At 71.2% G+C, this 19,874-nt stretch carries 22 protein-coding genes; 9 read left to right on the forward strand and 13 right to left on the reverse strand.

Features of this window, described 5'->3' with window-relative positions:
• Positions 1 to 4: 4 nt before the first annotated feature.
• Positions 5 to 718 (reverse strand): GTP pyrophosphokinase, encoded by a 714-nt coding sequence (locus Acy02nite_RS16575; protein ID WP_203741527.1) that lies wholly within the window; start codon positions 716 to 718, stop codon positions 5 to 7.
• Between the two features lie 278 nt (positions 719 to 996).
• Complete coding sequence (locus tag Acy02nite_RS16580; protein WP_203741529.1) at positions 997 to 1,950, reverse strand: EamA family transporter; 954 nt, start codon at positions 1,948 to 1,950, stop codon at positions 997 to 999.
• 70 nt (positions 1,951 to 2,020) lie between these two features.
• Here Acy02nite_RS16580 and Acy02nite_RS16585 point away from each other — a divergent pair, with 70 nt between their 5' ends.
• Positions 2,021 to 2,572, forward strand: a complete 552-nt coding sequence (locus Acy02nite_RS16585) for a CGNR zinc finger domain-containing protein (protein ID WP_203741531.1) — start codon at positions 2,021 to 2,023, stop codon at positions 2,570 to 2,572.
• A 24-nt stretch (positions 2,573 to 2,596) separates the two neighbouring features.
• Here Acy02nite_RS16585 and Acy02nite_RS16590 read toward each other — a convergent pair whose 3' ends face one another.
• From Acy02nite_RS16590 to Acy02nite_RS16600, 3 genes are read right to left on the reverse strand one after another with little or no spacing between them, the layout of a single operon-like run.
• The gene (locus tag Acy02nite_RS16590) at positions 2,597 to 3,865 is read right to left on the reverse strand and encodes a hypothetical protein (RefSeq protein ID WP_203741533.1); all 1,269 of its coding nucleotides are present in this window, start codon (positions 3,863 to 3,865) and stop codon (positions 2,597 to 2,599) included.
• A complete protein-coding gene (locus Acy02nite_RS16595) occupies positions 3,837 to 4,568 on the reverse strand; it encodes a methyltransferase family protein (protein WP_203741535.1) in 732 nt (243 codons plus the stop codon). The genes Acy02nite_RS16590 and Acy02nite_RS16595 overlap by 29 nt, the downstream gene beginning before the upstream one ends.
• Positions 4,569 to 4,616: 48 nt before the next feature.
• Complete coding sequence (locus Acy02nite_RS16600) at positions 4,617 to 5,642, reverse strand: alpha/beta fold hydrolase (protein ID WP_203741537.1); 1,026 nt, start codon at positions 5,640 to 5,642, stop codon at positions 4,617 to 4,619.
• A 92-nt stretch (positions 5,643 to 5,734) separates the two neighbouring features.
• On the opposite strand from Acy02nite_RS16600, the gene Acy02nite_RS16605 reads away from it, so the two are divergent.
• A complete protein-coding gene (locus Acy02nite_RS16605; RefSeq protein ID WP_203741538.1) occupies positions 5,735 to 6,208 on the forward strand; it encodes a carboxymuconolactone decarboxylase family protein in 474 nt (157 codons plus the stop codon).
• Between the two features lie 308 nt (positions 6,209 to 6,516).
• Positions 6,517 to 7,293, forward strand: coding sequence for an AbfB domain-containing protein (locus Acy02nite_RS16610; RefSeq protein ID WP_203741540.1), 777 nt, complete (start codon positions 6,517 to 6,519; stop codon positions 7,291 to 7,293).
• A gap of 635 nt (positions 7,294 to 7,928) precedes the next feature.
• On the opposite strand, the gene Acy02nite_RS16615 is transcribed toward Acy02nite_RS16610, so the two are convergent.
• The gene (locus Acy02nite_RS16615; RefSeq protein WP_203741542.1) at positions 7,929 to 8,366 is read right to left on the reverse strand and encodes a MarR family winged helix-turn-helix transcriptional regulator; all 438 of its coding nucleotides are present in this window, start codon (positions 8,364 to 8,366) and stop codon (positions 7,929 to 7,931) included.
• 53 nt (positions 8,367 to 8,419) lie between these two features.
• Between Acy02nite_RS16615 and Acy02nite_RS16620 the strand changes: the two genes are divergently transcribed.
• On the forward strand, positions 8,420 to 8,872 hold the full coding sequence (locus Acy02nite_RS16620) for an SgcJ/EcaC family oxidoreductase (protein WP_203741546.1): 453 nt from the start codon (positions 8,420 to 8,422) through the stop codon (positions 8,870 to 8,872).
• On the opposite strand, the gene Acy02nite_RS16625 is transcribed toward Acy02nite_RS16620, so the two are convergent.
• Positions 8,831 to 9,205 carry a response regulator gene (locus tag Acy02nite_RS16625; RefSeq protein ID WP_239174923.1) on the reverse strand — a complete coding sequence of 125 codons (375 nt, stop codon included), beginning with the start codon at positions 9,203 to 9,205 and terminating at the stop codon, positions 8,831 to 8,833. The two genes, Acy02nite_RS16620 and Acy02nite_RS16625, sit on opposite strands and share 42 nt — an antisense overlap.
• A gap of 145 nt (positions 9,206 to 9,350) precedes the next feature.
• Here Acy02nite_RS16625 and Acy02nite_RS16630 point away from each other — a divergent pair, with 145 nt between their 5' ends.
• A complete protein-coding gene (locus Acy02nite_RS16630) occupies positions 9,351 to 10,007 on the forward strand; it encodes an alpha/beta fold hydrolase (protein ID WP_203741557.1) in 657 nt (218 codons plus the stop codon).
• A gap of 165 nt (positions 10,008 to 10,172) precedes the next feature.
• Here Acy02nite_RS16630 and Acy02nite_RS16635 read toward each other — a convergent pair whose 3' ends face one another.
• A complete protein-coding gene (locus tag Acy02nite_RS16635; RefSeq protein WP_203741559.1) occupies positions 10,173 to 10,718 on the reverse strand; it encodes an alpha/beta hydrolase in 546 nt (181 codons plus the stop codon).
• Positions 10,719 to 10,731: 13 nt separating this feature from the next.
• Positions 10,732 to 12,003, reverse strand: a complete 1,272-nt coding sequence (locus tag Acy02nite_RS16640; RefSeq protein ID WP_203741561.1) for an MFS transporter — start codon at positions 12,001 to 12,003, stop codon at positions 10,732 to 10,734.
• Positions 12,004 to 12,014: 11 nt separating this feature from the next.
• On the opposite strand from Acy02nite_RS16640, the gene Acy02nite_RS16645 reads away from it, so the two are divergent.
• Positions 12,015 to 12,857, forward strand: a complete 843-nt coding sequence (locus Acy02nite_RS16645; protein ID WP_203741563.1) for a LysR family transcriptional regulator — start codon at positions 12,015 to 12,017, stop codon at positions 12,855 to 12,857.
• A 149-nt stretch (positions 12,858 to 13,006) separates the two neighbouring features.
• Positions 13,007 to 13,201: a hypothetical protein gene (locus Acy02nite_RS16650; protein WP_239174925.1), complete on the forward strand. Its 195-nt coding sequence runs from the start codon at positions 13,007 to 13,009 to the stop codon at positions 13,199 to 13,201.
• Here Acy02nite_RS16650 and Acy02nite_RS16655 read toward each other — a convergent pair.
• Positions 13,146 to 14,321, reverse strand: a complete 1,176-nt coding sequence (locus tag Acy02nite_RS16655) for an MFS transporter (RefSeq protein ID WP_203741567.1) — start codon at positions 14,319 to 14,321, stop codon at positions 13,146 to 13,148. The genes Acy02nite_RS16650 and Acy02nite_RS16655 overlap by 56 nt on opposite strands.
• Before the next feature lie 115 nt (positions 14,322 to 14,436).
• Here Acy02nite_RS16655 and Acy02nite_RS16660 point away from each other — a divergent pair, with 115 nt between their 5' ends.
• Positions 14,437 to 15,015 carry a Dps family protein gene (locus Acy02nite_RS16660; RefSeq protein WP_203741569.1) on the forward strand — a complete coding sequence of 193 codons (579 nt, stop codon included), beginning with the start codon at positions 14,437 to 14,439 and terminating at the stop codon, positions 15,013 to 15,015.
• A 112-nt stretch (positions 15,016 to 15,127) separates the two neighbouring features.
• On the opposite strand, the gene Acy02nite_RS16665 is transcribed toward Acy02nite_RS16660, so the two are convergent.
• Positions 15,128 to 15,991, reverse strand: coding sequence for an SDR family oxidoreductase (locus tag Acy02nite_RS16665; RefSeq protein ID WP_203741571.1), 864 nt, complete (start codon positions 15,989 to 15,991; stop codon positions 15,128 to 15,130).
• A 145-nt stretch (positions 15,992 to 16,136) separates the two neighbouring features.
• The gene (locus Acy02nite_RS16670; RefSeq protein ID WP_203741572.1) at positions 16,137 to 16,523 is read right to left on the reverse strand and encodes a cupin domain-containing protein; all 387 of its coding nucleotides are present in this window, start codon (positions 16,521 to 16,523) and stop codon (positions 16,137 to 16,139) included.
• 138 nt (positions 16,524 to 16,661) lie between these two features.
• Here Acy02nite_RS16670 and Acy02nite_RS16675 point away from each other — a divergent pair, with 138 nt between their 5' ends.
• Complete coding sequence (locus Acy02nite_RS16675; protein WP_203741573.1) at positions 16,662 to 18,218, forward strand: pectate lyase family protein; 1,557 nt, start codon at positions 16,662 to 16,664, stop codon at positions 18,216 to 18,218.
• A 372-nt stretch (positions 18,219 to 18,590) separates the two neighbouring features.
• On the opposite strand, the gene Acy02nite_RS16680 is transcribed toward Acy02nite_RS16675, so the two are convergent.
• A complete protein-coding gene (locus Acy02nite_RS16680) occupies positions 18,591 to 19,691 on the reverse strand; it encodes a hypothetical protein (RefSeq protein WP_203741574.1) in 1,101 nt (366 codons plus the stop codon).
• Between the last annotated feature and the right edge of the window lie 183 nt (positions 19,692 to 19,874).

Raw genomic sequence — 19,874 nt, forward strand, 5'->3', positions numbered from 1 at the left:
CGCGTCAGTGGCGTGGGCCGTGGATCTCCTGGTGCAATCGCTCCATCCGCTCGTCGAGGCGGGCCGCGTCCTCGGCGGCCGCGGCCAGCTCGTCGCGCAGCGGGGCCGGCACGTCGGCGTCGTGCTTGTAGTAGATCTTGTGTTCGAGGCTGGCCCAGAAGTCCATCGCGACGGTGCGCAGCTGGACCTCGACCGGCACGGCCACCACCTGGTCGGAGAGGAAGACCGGGATCTCGACGATCAGGTGCAGGCTGCGGTATCCGTTCGGCTTCGGCTGGGCGATGTAGTCCTTGGTGGTGACCAGGTGGATGTCGGGCTGCTGGGTGAGCATCCGGGCGACCGTGTAGACGTCGGGCACGAAACCGCAGACGATCCGGATGCCGGCGATGTCACGGATCCGGGAGCGCAGGTCGTCCATGGTCATCGGGCAGCCGATCCGCCGGGCCTTGGCGGTGATGCTGGCGAGGCTCTTGAGGCGGGGGCTGACGTGCTCGATCGGGTTGCCGCGCCCGCGGTGCGCGAGTTCCTCGGCCAGGATGTTGATCTTCGTGCCGATCTCGGCGAGGCCGAACTTGTACACCATCAGGAACGTGTTGAGCTCGGATCGCACGTGGTGCGGCATCTCCGGCTCGGGCGTGGTGAAGATCAGCGGACGCAGCCGTGCGACCTGCCGGTCACCGATGCCGAGGAACTCCGGCTCGGGATGGTCGGTGGTCACGATCAGATCTCCTCGGTACGTCCGGTGGCCCCTCCACCGTCCATCGGCAGTCCCCGCGCGCACAGTAGCGGACCGGCGCCCGCCCCGGGCGAAGAGCCACCGGAACGCACCGTGACAGCGACAGGCCCGCTGCGGACGCTCGGCGGCACGATCGCGGGACCGGTCGCGCGCTGTGGCCGTACGCCCAATTCTGCCGTTGATCTTCCGTCTTGTGCCGCGGCCCGGGACGTGACCGAGAAGAAAAGCCACGGTGGCCCCTGGGAAGGCCCGGGAGGAGCTCAGTGCGCGATCAGTGGACGCGCCTCGTCCTCGTCGGCGACGACCGGCTGTTCGGCGGGCTGCTCGGCGGGGATCGCCGCGATGCCGGCGAGGATCAGCGCGCCGCCGAGCATCTGCAGCAGGCTGAGCCGCTCCCCCACCACGATCCACGCGAGGATCGAGGCGAAGACGACCTCCAGCAGTCCGACGAAGGAGGCGAGCCGTGACCCCAGACGACCGGACCCGAAGATCCCTGAGGCGTACGCGACAGCGGTCCCGAAGACAGCGACCACGCCCAGCGGCACCCACCACGGCACGACCGCCCCGAGCAGCGGCACGTCCCCGAAGGTGGCCGTCATCGGCACCACACCGGCCGCACCCGCCAGCCCGAGCACGAGCCCGCCGAGCAGCAGACCGACGCCGGCCAGCGCGACCGGCGGCAACCCGTCGGCGGGCCGGGCCGCGACCACGAAGTAGACGGCGCAGCCGATCGCCGCCCCGAACGCCAGGGCGAGCCCGGCCGGGTCCACGGCCTGCAACGCGCCCGGCCCGATGACCAGCACCAGCCCGCCGATGGCGAGCACCGAGCCGACCAGCACCGCCGGCCGGGGCAGGCGCCGGGTGACCACCCACGTCGCGAGCACGAGCAGCAGCGGAGCCAGGTATTCCACCAGCAGCGCTGTCGACACCGGCACCCGGCTGATCGCCGCGAAGTACGTCAGCTGGGTGAACGCGACGGCGATCACGCCCATCCCGAACAGCCGCCAGCGGCCGCGCCACAGCGCACCCCAGTTCCCGCGCAGCGAGAGCAGCACGAACGGCAGCAGCAGGAGCCCGGCGGCCAGCGCCCGGGCGGTGACCGCGGCGGCCGGTGACCAGCCCGCCTCGAGGAGCGGCTTGATGAACGCGCCGGACGTGCCGAACGAGGCGGCCGAGATGACCGCGGCGGCCAGCCCGATGGACTGCGGTTTCATGGCAACTCCCGGGTCATGGACTAAGTTGGTTACGCCCCTGACGCTAGGCTCGGCTGAGTGAGGAGTCAAATTGCTTTTTGCCCCTGACACCGAGGAGGCTCTGGAGTTCGCGGCTGTGCTCGCCAACACCGACGCGGGCGCCTCCAAGTCCGGCTCCGACGAGCTCGCCACCGTGGACGGCCTGCGCCGGTTGCTCTCCGGCAACGTCTTCACCGGCCGCGTCGACTTCGACCAGGCGGAACTGGACGAGGTCCGCGAGGCACGCGCGCAGATCCGCGCGGTGTGGACACTGGGCCGCGACGAGGCTGTCGAGGCGGTGAACCGGATGCTGCGTGAGGCACGCGCGGTGCCGTACCTGACCCGGCACGACGGCTCCGACTGGCACCTCCACGCCACCGACCCGGACGCGCCGCTCGCCGAGCGGATCCGGGTCGAGGCGGCGCTCGCCCTGATCGACGTCATCCGGATGAACGAGATGGGCCGCCTGCGCGTCTGCGCCGCCGACGACTGCACCGGCATCTTCATCGACCTGTCCCGCAACGGCTCGAAGCGCTTCTGCACCGTCCGCTGCGGGAACCGGATGAACATGGTCGCCTTCCGCGCCCGCAAGGCCTCCGCCTGATCCGCCGCGCGGCCCCCGGGCACGCTAGCCGAGGTCGGCCGGCAGCTCCCACAGCGCCCGCGGCAGGCGGGCGTTGCTCGCGCTCCAGATCATCGTCAACCGGCTCGTCCCGCCCGGCGCGGACAGGGCCACCATCGGTCTCGCCTGCTGGTTGAGCCCTTTCAGGCCGAAGAGCGCCACCTCGTGCTGCGGCGCCCGGCCGGCCGCGCGGCGCTCGTCCTGCCAGGTGCGGAACGCGTCGGCGAACCGCCACGGCGCACACCCGGCCAGCTGGTCGTAGAGGCTGCGCACCCAGGTCTCGGTGTACCGCGCGTACGAGTAACTGATCGGGAACCCGTCCAGGAGCGCGGCCAGATCGGCGTCGACCTCGACGCCGGAGAGGGTCAGCGCGTCGGCGATCGCGTTGCGGTCGAGCAGGTCGGTGATCGGGCGCACCTGCTCGGCCGACGGCGCCTGCCAGCGCTGCCCGGGTGTCGTGTCCTGCCCGGACACCCGCCACAGCCAGGGCAGCCGGTCCCACCGATGGTCCTGGTTGACGTCGATGAGGGCCTCGACCCGGGCGACCAGTTCCCCGCCGTCGTTGCGCACCGACAGCCACGGGCCGCGCCTGCCGAGCACGATCCCGTAGCCGGTCAGCGCGACCACGGCACTGCGCGAGTACCGCCCGTTGCGGTCCCGCGGGAAGTGGAAGCAGACCTGCGCGTGATCCAGATCGGTCAGATCGGCAGCCAGCACGGGCCGCTGCACCGCCGGGACCGTGGACTCGTCGACCTCGATCCGGACCCGGCCGGCCCGGGCCGCGTCGGTGCGGGCGGCGAGCAGCTTGGCACGCCGGGCGGGCCGCCGGGGGTCGGGCGGCGGCGGGGTGGCCCGCAGCGTGTCCCGGTAGCTGTGCCAGAGGCGGATCGCGTCGACCACGCCCTCCTCGGTGCCGACCAGCTGCCGCGGCGCCCACACCGCGCCGCTGTCACCCGGCTCGTCGAGCGTGGTCACCTCGAAGTAGACGTCGCCGACCAGGTCGTACTCCAGGTCGACGTCGCGCGCCCACAGGTGCGGGTCGGTCGAGGATTCACCCGTGCGGTGCGCGGCGACCACGGTGACCTGCATGCTGCCCGGCCCGTCCGGCTCGTCGACGATCAGGCCGGTCAGCCCGTCCGGGATCTGGCCGTAGAAGTCGTAGTACGGGGTGAGGAGGCCGAACGACACCGGGATGCTCAGCCGGCGCAGCCGTCCGACGACGCCGGCAAGCAGTCGCTGGCGCTGGTCACGGTGTCTGTCGAGAGGCGCGGACACGCGCACGATCGTAGCGCCGAATCGCTCCGGGCACGATCGACGGGACTCGCTGCGCGTACCGCCGATATTCCTCGCCGTAGCGAGCGCGCAGGTCGCGTTCCTCGAATCGGATTCCGATCAGGATGTACACCGTTCCGGAGATCGCGAAGAAAAGGTGTCCCACGCTCATCCGCGGGGTCGCCCAGAAAGCGATCACCATGCCGAGCATCATCGGGTGCCGCAGCCGGCGATAGAGCCGGCTCTCGGTGAATGCCGGCTCGCGGTATTCCTGGCCGCGCCACCGCGTGTAAGCCTGCTTCAGGCCGAACAGGTCCCAGTGGTCCACCATGTAGGTCGACCAGATCACCAGCGCCCAGCCGGCCGCGTAGACCACCCACAGCAGCCCGCTGACCTGCCAGATCACGTGTGGAGCGGGCTGCCACCAGGAGAGCAGCGCCAGCATCACGAGGCTCGCGGCCAGCACGAACGTGGCGCGTTCGGCGGCTTGCGGAATCAGTCGGGTCAATCTCTTCTTGAATCCGGCCCGAGCCATGATCGTGTGCTGCACGGCGAAGGCCAGCAGCAGCGCGCCGTCGATCGCCAGGGCTGCCGGCGCCGGCAGCCCGGCCGGATCGTCGATCGGGCCGGTGAGGAAAACGATCGCCCAGGCGATGCTGGACAGAAACGCGGCATAGGCGACAGCGGCGTAGCCGAGAACAATCATCACCCCATTCTGAGCACGGCGGACCGGCGGGGCAGGCCGGGAAATACCTCAGTTCGCGCCGCCGGTCGCCACGTACCAGGCGGCGATCTGCGCCCGTGACCGGAAGTCCATCCGCAGCCGGATCCGCTCGACGTGCGCCTCCGCGGACCGCTCCGCGATGCCGAGCCGCTCGCCGATCTCCCGGTTGGTGCAGCCCTGCGCGATCAGCCCGGCGACCTCCCGCTGCCGCGCGGTCAGCGCCGGAACAGCGCCACGCCGCCGCACCGGCAGCCCGAGGAAGCGCCGGATCTCCCGGATCAGCGGCTCGGGATCACCCACGTACGGCAGATGGGAACGCCCCGGGATCACCGCGAACCGTGCGCCCGGAATCCCGTCCGCGAGCCGCCGCCCCTGCTCGATCGGGGCCGCCCGGTCGCGCTCGCGATGCACCACCAGCGTCGGTGCGGTGACCCTCCTCAGAAGATCAAGGACGTCGATTCGGTACGCCATGAGCAGCATCGCGCAGGCCGTCTCCGCGCTCGCCGACTCGCGCTGGTACCGGGCGAACGCCGTCCGCGCCGGCCCCTCGACGTCCGGCGCGAACACGTCCCCGAGCAGTCCCGACGCCAGCCCCCAGTGCTGCCGCACCAGCCCGAGCACGTGGGTCTGGATCTCCGGCGCCGCCACGTCGGGCCCGTACGCCCAGCCGCCGTAGAGCACGAGCCGCGACACGCTCGACGGGTGCCGCGCCGCCCATGCCGCCGCGACCGCCGCCCCGCTGGAGACGCCCATCAGGTCGCACCGATCAGTTCCGGTCGCGTCGAGCACCGCCCGGAGCGCGTCGAACTCGTCCTCCAGCGTGTGATCCGGGGACACGGCCGGGGTGGACAGGCCACAGCCCGGTTTGTCGTACCGGATGAGCCGTCGCCCTTCGGAGAGCGCCTCGAAGAAGCCGCGCTCGGCGGGCAGCGCCCAGCTCAGCTCCAGGTGACTGAGCCATCCGTTGACGTAGACCAGCGGTGGCCCGCTGCCACTGACCGCGTAGGCGACGCGTGCCCCGCCCGGCGACCGCGTCCACGCGACGCGCTGTCCCATCCGCCGAGTCTATGAGACCCAGGTCACGTCACAATCCGGCAGCCCGGACGGTCATAGAGGTGTCAGCAGCTCCACGGCGAAGGAGATACATCATGAGCATCCGGCTGAACTTCCAGAGCAGTGAGGTCGCCACCAAGGCCTACAAGGGCTTCCTCGCGGTCACCCGCGCCGTGGCGTCGTCGCCGCTGCCGGAGTCGACTGCCCACCTGGTCGAGATCCGGGCCAGCCAGATCAACGGCTGCGCGTTCTGCATCGACATGCACACCAAGGACGCGGTGCATGCCGGCGAGACCCACCAGCGGCTGCACCTGGTCGCCGGCTGGCGCGAGGCCACCGTCTTCACCGAGGCCGAGCGGGCCGCGCTGGAACTCGCCGAGCAGGGCACCCGGATCGCCGACGCGGCCGGCGGCGTTCCCGACGAGGTGTGGGAGAACGCCGCCAAGCACTACGACGACGAGCAGCTCGCCGCCCTGGTGTCGCTGATCGCGGTCATCAACTCCTGGAACCGCCTGAACGTCATCCTGCAGAACCCGGCCGGCGACTACGTCCCCGGCCAGCACGGCTGACCCGAGGCCCCTCGTGCGGGGACGGATCGGCCGTCCCCGCACGCCGGCCGGCGTGATCGGACCGCCTACCGGAACGGCCATTGAGGACTGCTACCGGAACTTCCGGAAAGCATTGCTTCGCTTGCGAAGTATCGGAAACAAACCTACAAATACTTGACTTGACAAATTCCTGCCGGACCCGTTCACTCCCCTGGCAACGTGATCTTGCGCTCTCTGCGCAACCCGGCCACGGTCCAGCTCATCAGCGGATTCGCGTCACGCATCAGGCGTCGGCGCGGATCCGCGTCGTTCGTCAGGAGTCGTCAGGGATGCCGGAGAATGCCGGTCGCGAGACATCGAGCCGCGCGCTGCTCGTACTCGCCGTGACCACAGTGCTCGCGGTGCTGGGTTTCGCCACGGCGGTCACCATCCTGCAGGCCGGCTCGCCGTCGTCGCCGAACCCGCCGGCGCCTCCGCTGAACTGGGCGATGCCCACGCCCTCGCCGGCGGTCTCGATCCTGCCGGCGCCCAGCGCCGCACTGCCCACCGGCTCCTACCAGCCGCCGATCGACACCCGCCCGGTGCGTGACGGCGCCCGCCCGCAGCCGGGAACCACAGCCCGGCACAGCGCTCCCGCCTCGCGGAGCGCGGCCGCGGTGCGAACCAGCAGCACACCGCCGGGCCTCGTCGTCGGCACCACCATCGGGCTGGGCCTGCCGATCATGCCCGGATACCGGGTGCGGTACCGGGACTCCGCCGTCGGCGTCGGCGTGATCACGGCGGCGGACGCCCCGGCGGACCGGATGGACGCCAGGTTCGTCACCAGGGCGGGACGGGCGGACGCCGGCTGCCTGTCGTTCGAGTCGGCCGGCCGCCCCGGCTACTTCCTGCGGCACCGCGATTTCGTGCTGCGCCTGGAACAGGCCACGGGCGCCCCGCTGTTCGACCGGGACGCCACCTTCTGCCCCGTGGCGAACGGCGACGGGACGGCACTGCGATCCGTCAACTACCCCGACCGCCACCTCGTGGTGGCCGGCGGCGGCATCCAGCTGGCGGCGGTGCCGGCCCGATGGGCGACCGGCTTCCAGGCCCTCGCTCCACTCTGACGCCGGCTCCTCCGCCGACCGCCTCGAGTACCGCGCTACCGGCCGCGAGTGGTCATGCGCTGGTTTGGTTGCGGTAGGCCGCCCACTGCGATGTCCACGCCGCCAGATCGTGGATCCAGGCTGCGGTGGCTCCCGCGGCCTTGGACGCCCACTTCTGCGCGTTCTTCGTCGCGAAGAAGTCCAGAACTTCCGCGTCGACCGATCCCCACGCGGGATGCCGCGACAGGCGAGTAGGACCCGCGGACGGCCTCACTCACCCGCAGCTCGAAGCGCAACGACCGGACACCGAAATCGGTGTGGGCCGCCTTCACGAACACCTTCCCGCGCGTGCCGGTGACGGTCGCGGCGATCTCCGCATGGTCACCGGCCGTCGCCGGGGTGGCGTGGGTTCCTCCCACCCGGTCGGCTATCTCTTCCGTGACGGCCTTGGGCAGAGCGGCCCAGTCAGTGCGCATCGGTCAGGTGGCCCTTTCAGATTCCCGGGTTCGGCGGGCAGCAGGACTTCGCCTCGCCGTCCCAGAACACGCGTGAGCGGCCCGGTCGAGCCGGCCGTGCTGGTGCCAGGCCCGGGAGGTGCCGACCGGATCCCCGGCCGTGGCGTTCACGGGATGAGCACAGCGACAACGGCGTCCAGGTCAAGTCTTGCGGCGGATCTCGGCTGTGGCGGCCTGCAACGCGGGCGCCGCCTTCTCGAAGAAGTCGAAGAGCAACTCGATCTGCTCCGGCGTGTACTGCTGGAGCAAGGCGCCCAGATGCCGCCGGGCCGGGCCGGTGATCGCGTCGATGTCGAGGTTCGGCACGTGCTCGACCAGCACCCGGCGACGGTCGGCCGGGTCGGCGACCCGGCGGGCGTGCCCTAGTCGTTCCAGCCGGTCGATGAGCCGCGTGGTGGCGCCGGTGGTCAGGCCGGTCCGCTCGGCGAGCGCGCCCGAGGTCAACGGCCCGGCCTGCTCCAGGACGCTGAGCGCGAACCAGTCGGTGGTGTTCAGCCCGGCGGCCGTGGCGAGGGCGACCCCGTTGAGGCCGACCGCGTCGAGGTAGCGCCGGAAAACCTGGTGCGCGTCCGCCCGCATTTAGCTTCCCTCGGTTAGTATCTGCACAAGCGCAGATATTACCGGGAGGAACAATGGTTGGCGAGCGGATCGACGACCGGCGTGCCGTCGAGGCGACGATCGACGCGCTGCGGCAGGCGTGGGCACGGCACGACCACCAGGCGTACGCGGACCAGTTCACCATCGACGCGACGTATGTGACCTGGGTCGGGACCAGGTATCAGGGGCGGACCGACATCGCCGGCAGCCATCGTGAGCTGTGGTCGAGGTTCCTCAAGGGCACGACCCTCGTGGATGAGATCACCGACGTCCGGTTCCTCGGCCCGGACACCGCCGTCGTGACGAGCCGCGGCGACGTGCTGAAGGGCAACCGGGCCGGGCGGCTCGGCAAGGTGCAGACCTATGTGCTGGTCCGCGACCCGGATACGCGCTGGCGGATCGCAGCGTTCCAGAACACCAAGCACAAAGCGCTGGCCGAGGCCGTGTCATTTCGTGTCGCGCCCGGCCTTCGCCCCGGCAGCCAGTGAGGCGTTGACGCAGCTCAACATCTCGGCAGCGGTGAAGGGCTTGTGCAGCAGAGCGGTGGCGCCGGCCGTGATCACCCGGTCGTCGTCGGGCATGAGCACGCCGCTGATGAAGATGATCGGCGTCAGTTCGGTCGCCGGGTTGCCACGGATCTTCGCGCAGAGCTCCAGCCCGTCCATCTCCGGCATGTCGACGTCGCTGATGACCAGGTCCGGGTCGTGGAACAGTACGGCCCGCCAACCCTGGGCGCCGTCCTCGGCGGAGATCACCCGATGGCCTGCCCGGCGCATCAGCAGCAGCGAGATCTCCCGGATGTCCGGATCATCCTCTGCCATGACAATGGTCGCCATGGCGGTGAGATGCCCCGTACAACCATCGACTAACGTCCGACCTTCTACAACCGGGTAGAAGATGGCCGTTCACCGACGAGGACCTCATAGCGGACACGCTCTGTCCGCTATTCACCCTAGCGTCGACGGCATGACGACATACGTGCTGGTTCCGGGGTTCTGGCTTGGCGGATGGGCCTGGGACGCGGTGGCCCCCAAGATCGAGGAACAGGGTCACGACGTACGGCAGATCTCGCCGCCCCTCGACCCGGGAATCGGCGTCGAGGAGCACATCGAGCAGCTCACCGACGTGCTGAACACGCTCGACGACGTGGTGCTGGCCGGGCACAGCTACGGCGGCATGGTGATGACCGCGGCGGCCGACCGGATGCCGGCACGGATCAGGCGCCTCGTCTACGTCGACACCGGCCCATTGCCGGACGGCATGTCGCAGGCGGACTTCGACGGGACACCACCCGTGGCGGTCGACGGCATGCTGCCCGTGCCCGCACAGGCGCCCCCGGCCGCGACCGGCTTCGACTGGTCGATCGTGCGCGACCGCGGCCGCCCGCAGCCGGTCGCGACCGCCACCGATCCGGTGCGGCATCGAGACCGGTGGCGGGCGCTGCCCCGTACGGCAATCCTCTGCTCCTTCTCGGAAACGCAGCTGCGTGAGCTGGCCGCGACCGTGCCCCTCTTCGGCCCGATGGCCGGCGACGGCTGGACCTACCGCGAGCTGCCGACCGGCCACTGGCCGATGTTCTCCGAGCCGGACGCCCTGGCGTCCCTGCTGCTCAGCAGCGACTGACCAGCGCGGGCCCGGCTCGTCCGCCGGGCCCGCGACGTCGTCAGCGTCCCCCCGGGTTCCCGGTGGCGGGCCAGGCGCGGCCGGCACCTCCCGCACGTCGATCCCGACAGCGCTCCGGCACGAGCGGCGGAGCCGGCGGTCAGGTCCGCGGCGAGCGACGGCCGGTCACAGCCCGCTGACGAAGGAGTCCATGGCGGCGGTGGCCTCGCGGAGGACGTCGACGGAACGGACCGGGTCGCCGGGGATCTCCAGGCCGTGGGCGGCCTTTCCGGCCTCGAAGAACGGACGCCCGAGACCGCGGGCGACCGCTGGCTCCCAATCCGGATCGCCGGCGGCGCCGAGCAGCAGGAACGGCGCCGTGCCACGGTGCAGGTCGGCGGGCAGTTCCGAGTCGCGCAGGATCGGGGTGAGCCAGACGGCGGGCAGGCCCCGCTCGGCGGCGAGCGCGGCCGCGAAGCAGCCCATCGACTTGCCGGCCAGGGCGATCCGCCGGTCCGGCTCGGCGGCGAGCACCTGGCCGAGGTGGTAGTGGACGTAGGAGCGCAACTGCCGGTTCCACAGCGCCACATCGTCACTGCGCGGCGGCAGCAGCGACGGCCAGCGGATCTGCCGGGTGGTCCAGCCGTGCTTCGCGAAGACCTCGCCGGCGAAGTGCAGGAGCGGGCGTTCCGCCGAATAGGCGTAACCCGGGATCAACAGCGCAACTGCCATCCAACGATGATATTCAATTCACGGTACGGGCGTGAGCCGTCCCGGCGGCCCGTTCCACCGCGGCCCGCGCCAGCACGAAGGCGGCGACGACCAGCTGCAGGAGTCCCGCCGCCACCAGTGTCGGGCGGGCGCCGGCCAGGCCGATCACCGCGCCGCCGAGCAGCATGCCGATCGTGGCCGCGCCGTCGTGCACGACGCTTTCCGCGGCGAACGCGGCCCGCCGTTCCGCGCCCGTCGTCCGGCTGCTGATCAACGTGTTCCCGGCGGCGATCCCGAACGGCATGACAGCGCCGCCGACTGCCGCGCAGACGGCGACGAACGGGACCGAGCCGGCACCGCCCGCCATGGCCACGAAGGATGCTCCGAGCACGATCCAGGCGGTCGCGGCGGTCGGCAGCGCGGGCAGTCGCGTGGTCAGCGCGGGGACCAGGAGCGCGCCGCAGACCGAGCCGATGCCGTACCCGGTCAGGCCGGCCACGATCAGCACCCCGGGGCGTCCGGTCTGCGCGCCGAGCACTGCCAGACCCAGCGCGAACGCGAACCAGGCCGCTCCCCCGACGCCGCTCATCACCAGGACCCGGCGCAGCTCCGCGTGGCGGCGCCACACCTGCCGCAGCCGCACCGGCGGTTCCGGGGACTGCGGGCGGGCGTGCTCACCGCGTACGCGCGATTGCAGGAGAGCGGCCACCGCGAGGCCGCAGCATTCGGACCAGAGCAGACCGATCGTGCCGCCCGCCGCGACAGCGGCAGCGGCGATCGGCGGCGCGACGACCATGCTGACGCGGTGCGCGAGATCCTGCCACGCCAGCGCGCGAGCGGCCGTTCCGGCGCCGAGGCGATCACCGAGGTCGGCGGTCAGGGCGTGTCGCGCCGGCCCGGCGACAGCGGCGGCGAAACCCGAGATCAGACCCGCCACTGCCAGGTGTACGGCGGTGACCCCGCCCGCCGACGCGGCCACCGGCACGATGAGCAGCCCGGCCACCTGCACGAGCATGGTGACGCTGAGCGATCGTCCATCGGTGACGAGTCGCCGCGGCCGGCCCGCCCACCACCCCGACGTGACCAGTGGCAGCCCGGCCGCCCCGGCGACCAGCCCGGTGGTCCACGCCGAACCGGTCTGTTCCAGCGCGACCAGCGGCAACGCGATCGCCGTCAGCCGCTGACCCAGCCAGCTCACGAACGTGGTCAGCAGCAGCGTTCCCAGATCCCGGCGTTCTCGCATGTCGTCGATGCTGTCCGGCGAACCGTGACCGACGGTAGCGTGCTGGGCGTCGGTGCCGGGCATAGGCTGTGCCTATGGGCTCATTGCCGGAGGTCGACGACCTGCGCCTGGTCACCGCGATCGTCCGCCTCGGCTCGGTCGGCGCGGCCGCCCGCGAGCTGCTGATCAGTCAGCCGTCGGCCAGTCAGCGGCTCGCCGCGCTGGAGCGCCGGGTCGGTGAACGGCTCTTCGACCGGGATCCGACGGGCGCCCGGCCGACCGGCGCGGGTCGGGAGATGGCCGACCGGGCCGCGCACATCCTGGGGCACCTGGCGGTGCTCGTCGACCAGACGCGGGCCGCCGCGCGCGAACGGCCGCTGACCGTCGGTACGTTCCCCAGTTTCGCGCCACTGCTGTTCCCGGCGCTGGACGTGCCGGTCACGCAGGTCACCGACCACGGCGACCGGATGATCGGATGGGTGGCGGAAGGGTCGCTGGACGCGGTGGTGGTGGCGATCGCCGATCAGGTGACGCTGCCCCCGGGCGTGGTCGCGACGCCGATCGGGCGGGACAGTCACGCGATGCTGTTCCCGGCCGGGGTGGCCGGGCCGGGTCGCGGGCGTCGGCCGTACCGGGAAAGGGTGGTGATCGTCTACACCATCGACCTGTCGGCGCAGGTCCTGCGGGACCGGATGATCGCCCTGGGTGCCGAGCCGCGGTCTGCGGCGACCGCGGAGACCGCGGTGCGGACAGCGCGGGCGCTGGGTGTGCCGGCGCTGATGCCGAGCTGCCTGGCGCGGATGTACGCCGGTCCGGAGGAGACGGTGACGGCCGCGCCGGTGCGCAACGTGCTGCGCCTGGCCCTGGTCACTCCCGGGCCCCCGCCGACGGCGCTGGATCCCGGAACCCTCGCGGCCCGGCTCGGCCTGCACGGGTGACGACGGACGGCAGCGGTTGCCGTCATCGGCGGGGCCTGCCCGGCCGGACAGATCCAGACGTTTCCACTTTTCGTCGGTGGGCACGTATCAGGAAGACACACCGACGACACGACAGGAGGCCCCCCGACATGGCCGGCAAGGAACACGATGTGAACCGTAGCGCGCGCAGCGGCCGATTCGTCAAGGAGTCGACCACGAAGCGGGATCCGAAGTCCACGACCACCGAGCACGTCGGGAAGGACCACGGCGACCGCGAGGTGAACCGGAGCACCAGCACCGGCCGGTTCGTCAAGAAGACGACCGCTGAGCTGCACCCGTCAACGACCGAGACGCAGAAGGTCTGATCAGCAGCAGTCCCCCGGTTGCCGCTCCCAGCAGTTGACACGCGGCAATGGCGATCAGCAGGACCGCGGGATCGCCCGACGCGAGCAGACCACCGGCGGCGGCTCCGGCCGCCGCCGCGGTCACCTTGAAACCGGCGCCCAGCGTGAACACCTGGGTACGCAGCCCGGGCGGCGCCTCCCGGTCGCGGGTGGTGAACACCGCGACCGAGGCCACGCCGCTGAACACGCCGGCGACGGCGAAAAGCACCGCCTGCCACCCCACCACCGCCAGCGCGAACGGAACCGTCATCGCCGCGGTGCAGAGCAGCACCACCAGCTCCGGGCGCCGGTGCACCACCGGGATCCGGGTGCAGATCACCGAGCCGAACAACCCGCCGCAGGCACTCGCCGAGACCAGCAAACCGGTCAGCGCGGGCCGGTGCGCCTGAGCCGCGATCGAGGCGGCGGCCAGCGGCATCGCCCCGAAACCCAGAAGCTGGAACGTCGACGCGGCGGTCACCGCTGCCAGACGCGGTCGTCTCACGAAGACCATCAGACCCGCGATCGGCCGTACTGGCTGGGCCTCCGGCGCCGATCTCCCGCGCAACGGCAAGGTCAGGAACAACGCCGCCCCGGCCACGACGAAGCCGCCCAGCCCGGCCAGCGCCCAGCCCGCTCCCGCCCAGCCGGCCAGCACCGCGGCGACCGCCGGGCCGGCGATGCCCGCGGTGCCGTAGGTGCCGGCGTCGAGACTGAAGGCGCGGGCCCGATTCCCCGGCGCCAGCTCACCGAGCAGACTGCTCAGGCCGCCCAGCAACAACGGGGACAGGCATCCGGCGACGGCCAGGATCAGCGCGGCGGCCCAGGACGACGTGCCAATCAGGGTCGCGGCGGCGGCCAGGCTCACGCCGTACCAGAGGAAGGCCGTCGTGTAGAGCAGCCGGCGGCGCCGGATCCGGTCGGCGGCCGCTCCGACCAGCGGCGCGGCGAGCACGTGCGGCACCATCAACGCCGCGACCAGCAGCCCGCCGAGAGCCGCGTCGTCGGCGCGCTCCAGCGCGAGCAGGACGATCGCGACCCGGGCGCCCTCGTCGGCGAGACGGGCGCAGACGGCTGCCAGCAGATATCGAGCCAGGATCATGGATCTCATTCTCGACCGGGCAGTGGCCTCCGGCACGTTGCGCGGAATGGCGTTTGCGCATTCGTGGGCAGGGAACAAAAGCGGGTCGAGAAACCTGGAAAAGGAGTGATGAGCGATGCCACCGCGTAAGCGAGCGACAATCAGCACCACGAGCCCGAGCTACACCGTGCCCGGGATCAAGCCCGAGGTCGCCGGTGAGGTCATCGCGCTGCTGCAGGACCGGCTGAACGCGCTGAACGACCTTGCGCTGACCTTGAAGCACATTCACTGGAATGTCGTCGGTCCGCATTTCATCGCGGTGCACCAGATGCTCGACCCGCAGGTCGACGCGGTCCGCGAGATGGTCGACGCCCTGGCTGAGCGGATCGCCACCCTCGGCGGCTCGCCGGTCGGCACGCCGGGCGCGCTGGTCGCCCAGCGGTCGTGGGACGACTACTCGATCGGCCGCGCCGACACCAACTCGCACCTGGCCGCGCTCGACATCGTCTACACCGGCGTGATCGAGGCGCACCGGGAGGCGATCGAGAAGACCGACGAGCCCGACCCGGTGACGCAGGACCTGCTCATCGCCCAGGCCGGGCAGCTCGAGCAGTACCACTGGTTCGTCCGCGCCCACCTGGAGAACGCCGCCGGTGTGCTGGTGACCGAGGGTGTCAAGGACGAGAAGACCGCCGCGAAGCGCGGCAAGCGCTGACCTGCGCATCCGAAACGGCCGCCGGTGCTCCCGGCGGCCTTTTCGTCGGCGTCATCGCCGTCCCACAGCTCGCGCCGCATCGGGGTGTCCGTCGAGCCGGGCACGGCAGTGGTCACAGGATTGGTTTGCCACCCGTGACCGGGATGATCGCACCGGAGATGAAGCTGGCCTCGTCGGAGGCGAGCAGCACGTACGCGGGAGCGACCTCCTTCGGCTCACCGGCGCGCCCCAGCGGCGTGTTCTTGCCGAACTCGGCGACCTGCTCCGGTGGCATCGTCGACGGGATCAGCGGCGTCCAGATCGGCCCGGGCGCGACCGCGTTGACCCGGATCCCCCGCTCGCCGAGCATCTGCGCGAGCCCCGCGGTGAAGTTCGCAATCGCGCCCTTCGTCGTCGCGTACGGCAGGAGCGTCGGCTTCGGCTGGTCGTAGTTCACCGAGCTGGTGTTGATGATCGACGCGCCCTCCCCCAGGTGTGGCAGGGCGGCCTTCACCAGCCGGAACATCGCGGTGATGTTGGTGTCGAAGGTGTGCTGCCACTCCTCGTCGGAGATCTCCTCCACCGTCTCGTGGGTCATCTGGAACGCCGCGTTGTTCACCAGGACGTCGATGCCGCCGAGGTCGCGCACCGCCTGCTCGACGATCCGCTTGCTCAGCGCCGGGTCGGTGAGGTCCCCCGGCACGAGGGCCACCTTGCGCCCGGCCGCCTCGACCAGCGCCGCGGTGTCCCGCGCGTCGTCCTGCTCCTGCGGCAGGTAGGAGATCAGCACGTCGGCGCCTTCGCGCGCGAACGCGATCGCGACCGCCCGCCCGATGCCGCTGTCCCCGCCGGTGATCACCGCCCGTTTGCCGGTGAGCCGCCCCGAGCCGCGGTAGGACTCCTCGCCGTGGTCGGGTTTGCGGTCCATCCGGGTGGTGAGGCCGGGTGGCTGCTGCTGCCGTTCCTTCTCCTGCTGGTCTTCCTTGGTGGTGGTCATACCGGCCGCATTCCCGTGCCGACCGACCCGAAACGCGGCCTTTCGCCCCCTGCGTCTCCGGACCCGGCGCCGGTCAGCACGCAGCCCTGCCGCCGCTCTCGGTCCCACCGGCACCCGCCGCCCTCTCGGGTCGCGCCGGTGGCGGTCAGCGCTCGACCCGGTCGCCCCACTCGGTCGCGCCGGTGGCGGTCACCGCCAGGTGGACGAAGATGCTGTCGTCGGCGGCACCGTGCCAGTGCGGGACTCCCGGCTCGACGTGCACCCAGTCCCCCGGCTGCAGTTCGCGCGGCTCGTCGAGGCCCTCCCACTGGATCAGGCCGCGGCCGGCCACGACGATCAGCGCCTGTTCGCCGGTGTGGACGTGCCAGTGCGAGCGGCCGCCCGGCGCGTACGCGAAGCGGTGTCCACGCAGGCCGCCGGGCTGCTCCGCACGCAGGACGTCGGCCTGCCACACCTGCCCGTCGAAGTTCTCCGCCGACCCGGCCGGGGACGGGACCGACGATTCCGGCACGACCTTGAAGTAGGTGCTCATCTCCTCATAGTGCCGCTCCGGACTGCAACAAAATGCAAACGACGGAGTTTCTTGTTTGTTAATCGACGTCCTCCTATGCTCGGCGGAAGAACCGTAGGAAAGCGCTTTCCTGCACCCCATCCCCAAGGAGCGCCGAGCATGAGAAAAACCCGGTTCATCGCCGCCGCCGGCACCGCCGTGGCCGCGGGCGCCATCGCCCTCGTCCTCCCCAACGCCCAGGCCTCCGCCGCCGTCACCGGCTCGGCCAGCGGATTCGCCACCCAGAACGGCGGCACGACCGGCGGTGCCGGCGGCACCACCGTGCGGGCCACCACCGGCACCCAGATCCACCAGGCCCTCTGCGGCCGCGCCAGCGCCAGCACCCCGATCGTCATCGAGGTGACCGGCACCATCAACCACGGCAACACGACGAAGGTCTCCGGCGCCAGCTGCAACACCGCCGCCGACCGGATCGAGCTGAAGGACATCTCCAACGTCACCATCGTCGGGGTCGGCAGCGCCGTCTTCGACCAGCTGGGCATCCACATCCGGAACTCCAGCAACATCATCATCCAGAACGTGACCGTCCAGAACGTGAAGAAGTCCGGCTCGCCGACGTCGAACGGCGGCGACGCGATCGGCATGGAGACCGACGTCCACAACATCTGGGTCGACCACACGTCACTGATCGCCTCGGGCGGCGAGTCGGCGGGTTACGACGGGCTGTTCGACATGAAGGACAACACGAAGTACGTAACCCTGTCCTACAGCATCCTGCGCAACTCCGGCCGGGGCGGGCTGGTCGGCTCCGGCGACAGCGACCTGGCCAACGGGCCGGTCACGTTCCACCACAACTGGTACGAGAACATCGACTCCCGCACACCGCTGCTGCGCGGCGCGACAGCGCACATCTACAACAACTACTACCACAGCCTCAACGAGTCCGGGATCAACCCGCGCGCGGGTGGCAAGGCCAGAGTCGACAACAACTACTTCCAGGACTCGAAGGACGTGCTCGGCACGTTCTACACCGACCTGCCCGGATACTGGCAGGTCAGCGGCAACATCTTCGACAACGTGACCTGGACTGCACCGGGTGAGGACAACAACCCGGCCGGGCCGAACCCGGTCTCGAACACGAGCGTCTCGATCCCGTACGCGTACACGCTGGACAACGCGTCGTGCGTGCCCGCCGTCGTGAAGGCGACGGCCGGGGCGAACACCGGGCTGAAGAGCTCCACCGGCACCTGCGCCACCACGACGAGCAGCCCCAGCCCGACCACGTCGAGCAGCCCGTCGACCTCGCCGTCCACCCCGCCGTCGCCGTCGACGAGCCCGACCCAGCCGAGCGGCACGAACCTGAGCCTCGCCTCGGGCGCCGGCGCGGACGGCTCCAGCAAGGCCAGCGGCACCAGTTACGGCAACGTCAAGGACGCGAGCCTGAGCACGTACTGGTCGCCGAGCGGCACCACCGGCGACATCTCGATCAAGTGGGGCTCGGCCACCACCGTCTCCCGCATCAACCTCCGCGAGGTCACGAGCGGCGTCATCGGCTCCTACCAGGTGGTCAACGGCGCCACGGGAGCCGTCCTGGCCTCCGGCTCCGGTGCCGGCGTGATCAGTTTCGCCGCGACCTCCACGACGAAGATCACCTTCAGGATCACTGCCGCTTCCGGTACACCGAAGGTCGCCGAGTTCGAGACCTACGCGTCCTGACCACGCCGCCGGCGTCCGGGCTCGACTGCCGGGCGTCGGCGCCCGCGCGTCCGGGGGCAAGGCGGCAACGACTCGCGCGACCCGGTAACGGCGGACGGTGCAACAGATCCCGGCTGGCTTCCAGGGGTGTATCCCAGCTCCAACACACCCCTCAGCGCCAGCCGCGACCAACCGGCTGGCCGCCAAGGGCGCATCCCCGCCTCGACACACCCCGCAGCGCCAGCCGCGACCAACCGGCTGGCCGACAGGTGTGTGACGCTGCTGCTACGCGGGGGGCGACGGCCGTTGTCGCGGGCCAGGGAACGACGGCGTGACCGGGCGCCACGGGACGAGGCGGGTGCGGGCGGGCGGCTCGACGACGTACCCGGGAAGTCAGTTCGTGAAGTGGAGGATCAGGCTGTAGTAGTTCATCGAGATCATCGCCAGCAGCATGGCCACGAAGACGGTGCTGATCAGGCCGTAGGCCAGGTACATGCCACGCCGTGCGGTGGAGACCGCCCGGTGGGCCGCGGGCAGCGGACGGCGGAAGATCACGTGCCCCAGGTAGCGGAAGGCGCGATCCCGCAGGTTGATCTCGCCGAGGCCGGCCTCCATGGCGTGGTGGCCGTCGGTGAACGGGAGCAGCGGGTTCAGGTTGTTGAAGACGATGAACAGCTGCATGCCGAGCAGCCAGCGCAGGTCCGCGAACCGCACCGGGTCGAGCAGGATCAGCAGCGCGCAGATGCCGGTCGCGATCAGGTCGACCAGCGGCCCGATCAGGGCGACGGCGCTGCGCCCGAAGCGGGAGCGGACCCGGTAGGCGTCGGTGCGGTCGACGTACGTCAGCGGGATCAGCAGGCAGAACATCTTCACGCCGGCCTCGCGGACCGGCACGCCCAGCGCCTGGCAGACCGACGCGTGGCCCATCTCGTGGACTGCGGCCTGCACCAGCAGCACTCCGACGGTCAGGAGCCACGGCGGGCCGGCGAACGAGAGCGGCGCCGGAAGGGCCGTCGCCAGGACGATGAGGACCGTCGACGCGAGTGCGGCCGCCACCGTCAGCGTGGTGAACGTGCGCGGGTAACGGGCCAGCGCCATCGACGGCGGGCGCAGCATGCGGTTCAGGTGCCGGGCCGGGATGCGGATCCGGGGCGCGAGGCGCAGGAACCAGAGGAAGGCCCGCTGCCCGCCGCGTGGGGGGTCGGGCGGCACTGACAGGACGCCTGCCGCACGCAGGTCGGTCAGGAAGGACAGCAGAACAGGGGCACGATCGCGTACGCCGTCAGGTCCGCGCGACCGCCGGGCGGCCTCCAGCAGCGCGGTGCCGGTCCGGGAGCCGTCCAGCAGGGGGATGAGGCGGGCTCCGGTCCGGCTCAGGCGGACGTATCTGCCGCTCACCGGATCGAAGAGCAGGGAGTGACCGTCGGCGCCGTCGATGAGAGTGACCTCGGGTGCCAGTGCGACGGGCCTCTCCAGCCAGTCCGTGGTGGTCATCGGGGGCCTTCCGTCTACCCGGGCGGGGCCGGGGGCACGCCGTGCGGCGCACCCCCGGGTCGATCTCAGCTGACGAACGTCAGTGCATGCCGCGGGTGCCACCGCACGGGCCGCAGTGATGACAGCCGCGGGTGCCGCCGCACGGGCCGCAGTGATGGCAGCCGCGGGTGCCCCCGCAAGGGC

Source organism: Actinoplanes cyaneus (assembly GCF_016862095.1).
Taxonomy (GTDB): Bacteria; Actinomycetota; Actinomycetes; order Mycobacteriales; family Micromonosporaceae; genus Actinoplanes; species Actinoplanes cyaneus.

Coding starts and splice junctions, on each gene's coding strand:
- Acy02nite_RS16580 (WP_203741529.1), bottom strand. CDS start 1,950: ATGAAACCGCAGTCCATCGGGCTGGCCGCCGCGGTCATCTCGGCCGCC.
- Acy02nite_RS16595 (WP_203741535.1), bottom strand. CDS start 4,568: ATGATTGTTCTCGGCTACGCCGCTGTCGCCTATGCCGCGTTTCTGTCC.
- Acy02nite_RS16600 (WP_203741537.1), bottom strand. CDS start 5,642: ATGGGACAGCGCGTCGCGTGGACGCGGTCGCCGGGCGGGGCACGCGTC.
- Acy02nite_RS16605 (WP_203741538.1), top strand. CDS start 5,735: ATGAGCATCCGGCTGAACTTCCAGAGCAGTGAGGTCGCCACCAAGGCC.
- Acy02nite_RS16610 (WP_203741540.1), top strand. CDS start 6,517: ATGCCGGAGAATGCCGGTCGCGAGACATCGAGCCGCGCGCTGCTCGTA.
- Acy02nite_RS16615 (WP_203741542.1), bottom strand. CDS start 8,366: ATGCGGGCGGACGCGCACCAGGTTTTCCGGCGCTACCTCGACGCGGTC.
- Acy02nite_RS16620 (WP_203741546.1), top strand. CDS start 8,420: ATGGTTGGCGAGCGGATCGACGACCGGCGTGCCGTCGAGGCGACGATC.
- Acy02nite_RS16625 (WP_239174923.1), bottom strand. CDS start 9,205: ATGGCAGAGGATGATCCGGACATCCGGGAGATCTCGCTGCTGCTGATG.
- Acy02nite_RS16630 (WP_203741557.1), top strand. CDS start 9,351: ATGACGACATACGTGCTGGTTCCGGGGTTCTGGCTTGGCGGATGGGCC.
- Acy02nite_RS16635 (WP_203741559.1), bottom strand. CDS start 10,718: ATGGCAGTTGCGCTGTTGATCCCGGGTTACGCCTATTCGGCGGAACGC.
- Acy02nite_RS16640 (WP_203741561.1), bottom strand. CDS start 12,003: ATGCCCGGCACCGACGCCCAGCACGCTACCGTCGGTCACGGTTCGCCG.
- Acy02nite_RS16645 (WP_203741563.1), top strand. CDS start 12,015: ATGGGCTCATTGCCGGAGGTCGACGACCTGCGCCTGGTCACCGCGATC.
- Acy02nite_RS16655 (WP_203741567.1), bottom strand. CDS start 14,321: ATGATCCTGGCTCGATATCTGCTGGCAGCCGTCTGCGCCCGTCTCGCC.
- Acy02nite_RS16660 (WP_203741569.1), top strand. CDS start 14,437: ATGCCACCGCGTAAGCGAGCGACAATCAGCACCACGAGCCCGAGCTAC.
- Acy02nite_RS16665 (WP_203741571.1), bottom strand. CDS start 15,991: ATGACCACCACCAAGGAAGACCAGCAGGAGAAGGAACGGCAGCAGCAG.
- Acy02nite_RS16670 (WP_203741572.1), bottom strand. CDS start 16,523: ATGAGCACCTACTTCAAGGTCGTGCCGGAATCGTCGGTCCCGTCCCCG.
- Acy02nite_RS16675 (WP_203741573.1), top strand. CDS start 16,662: ATGAGAAAAACCCGGTTCATCGCCGCCGCCGGCACCGCCGTGGCCGCG.
- Acy02nite_RS16680 (WP_203741574.1), bottom strand. CDS start 19,691: ATGACCACCACGGACTGGCTGGAGAGGCCCGTCGCACTGGCACCCGAG.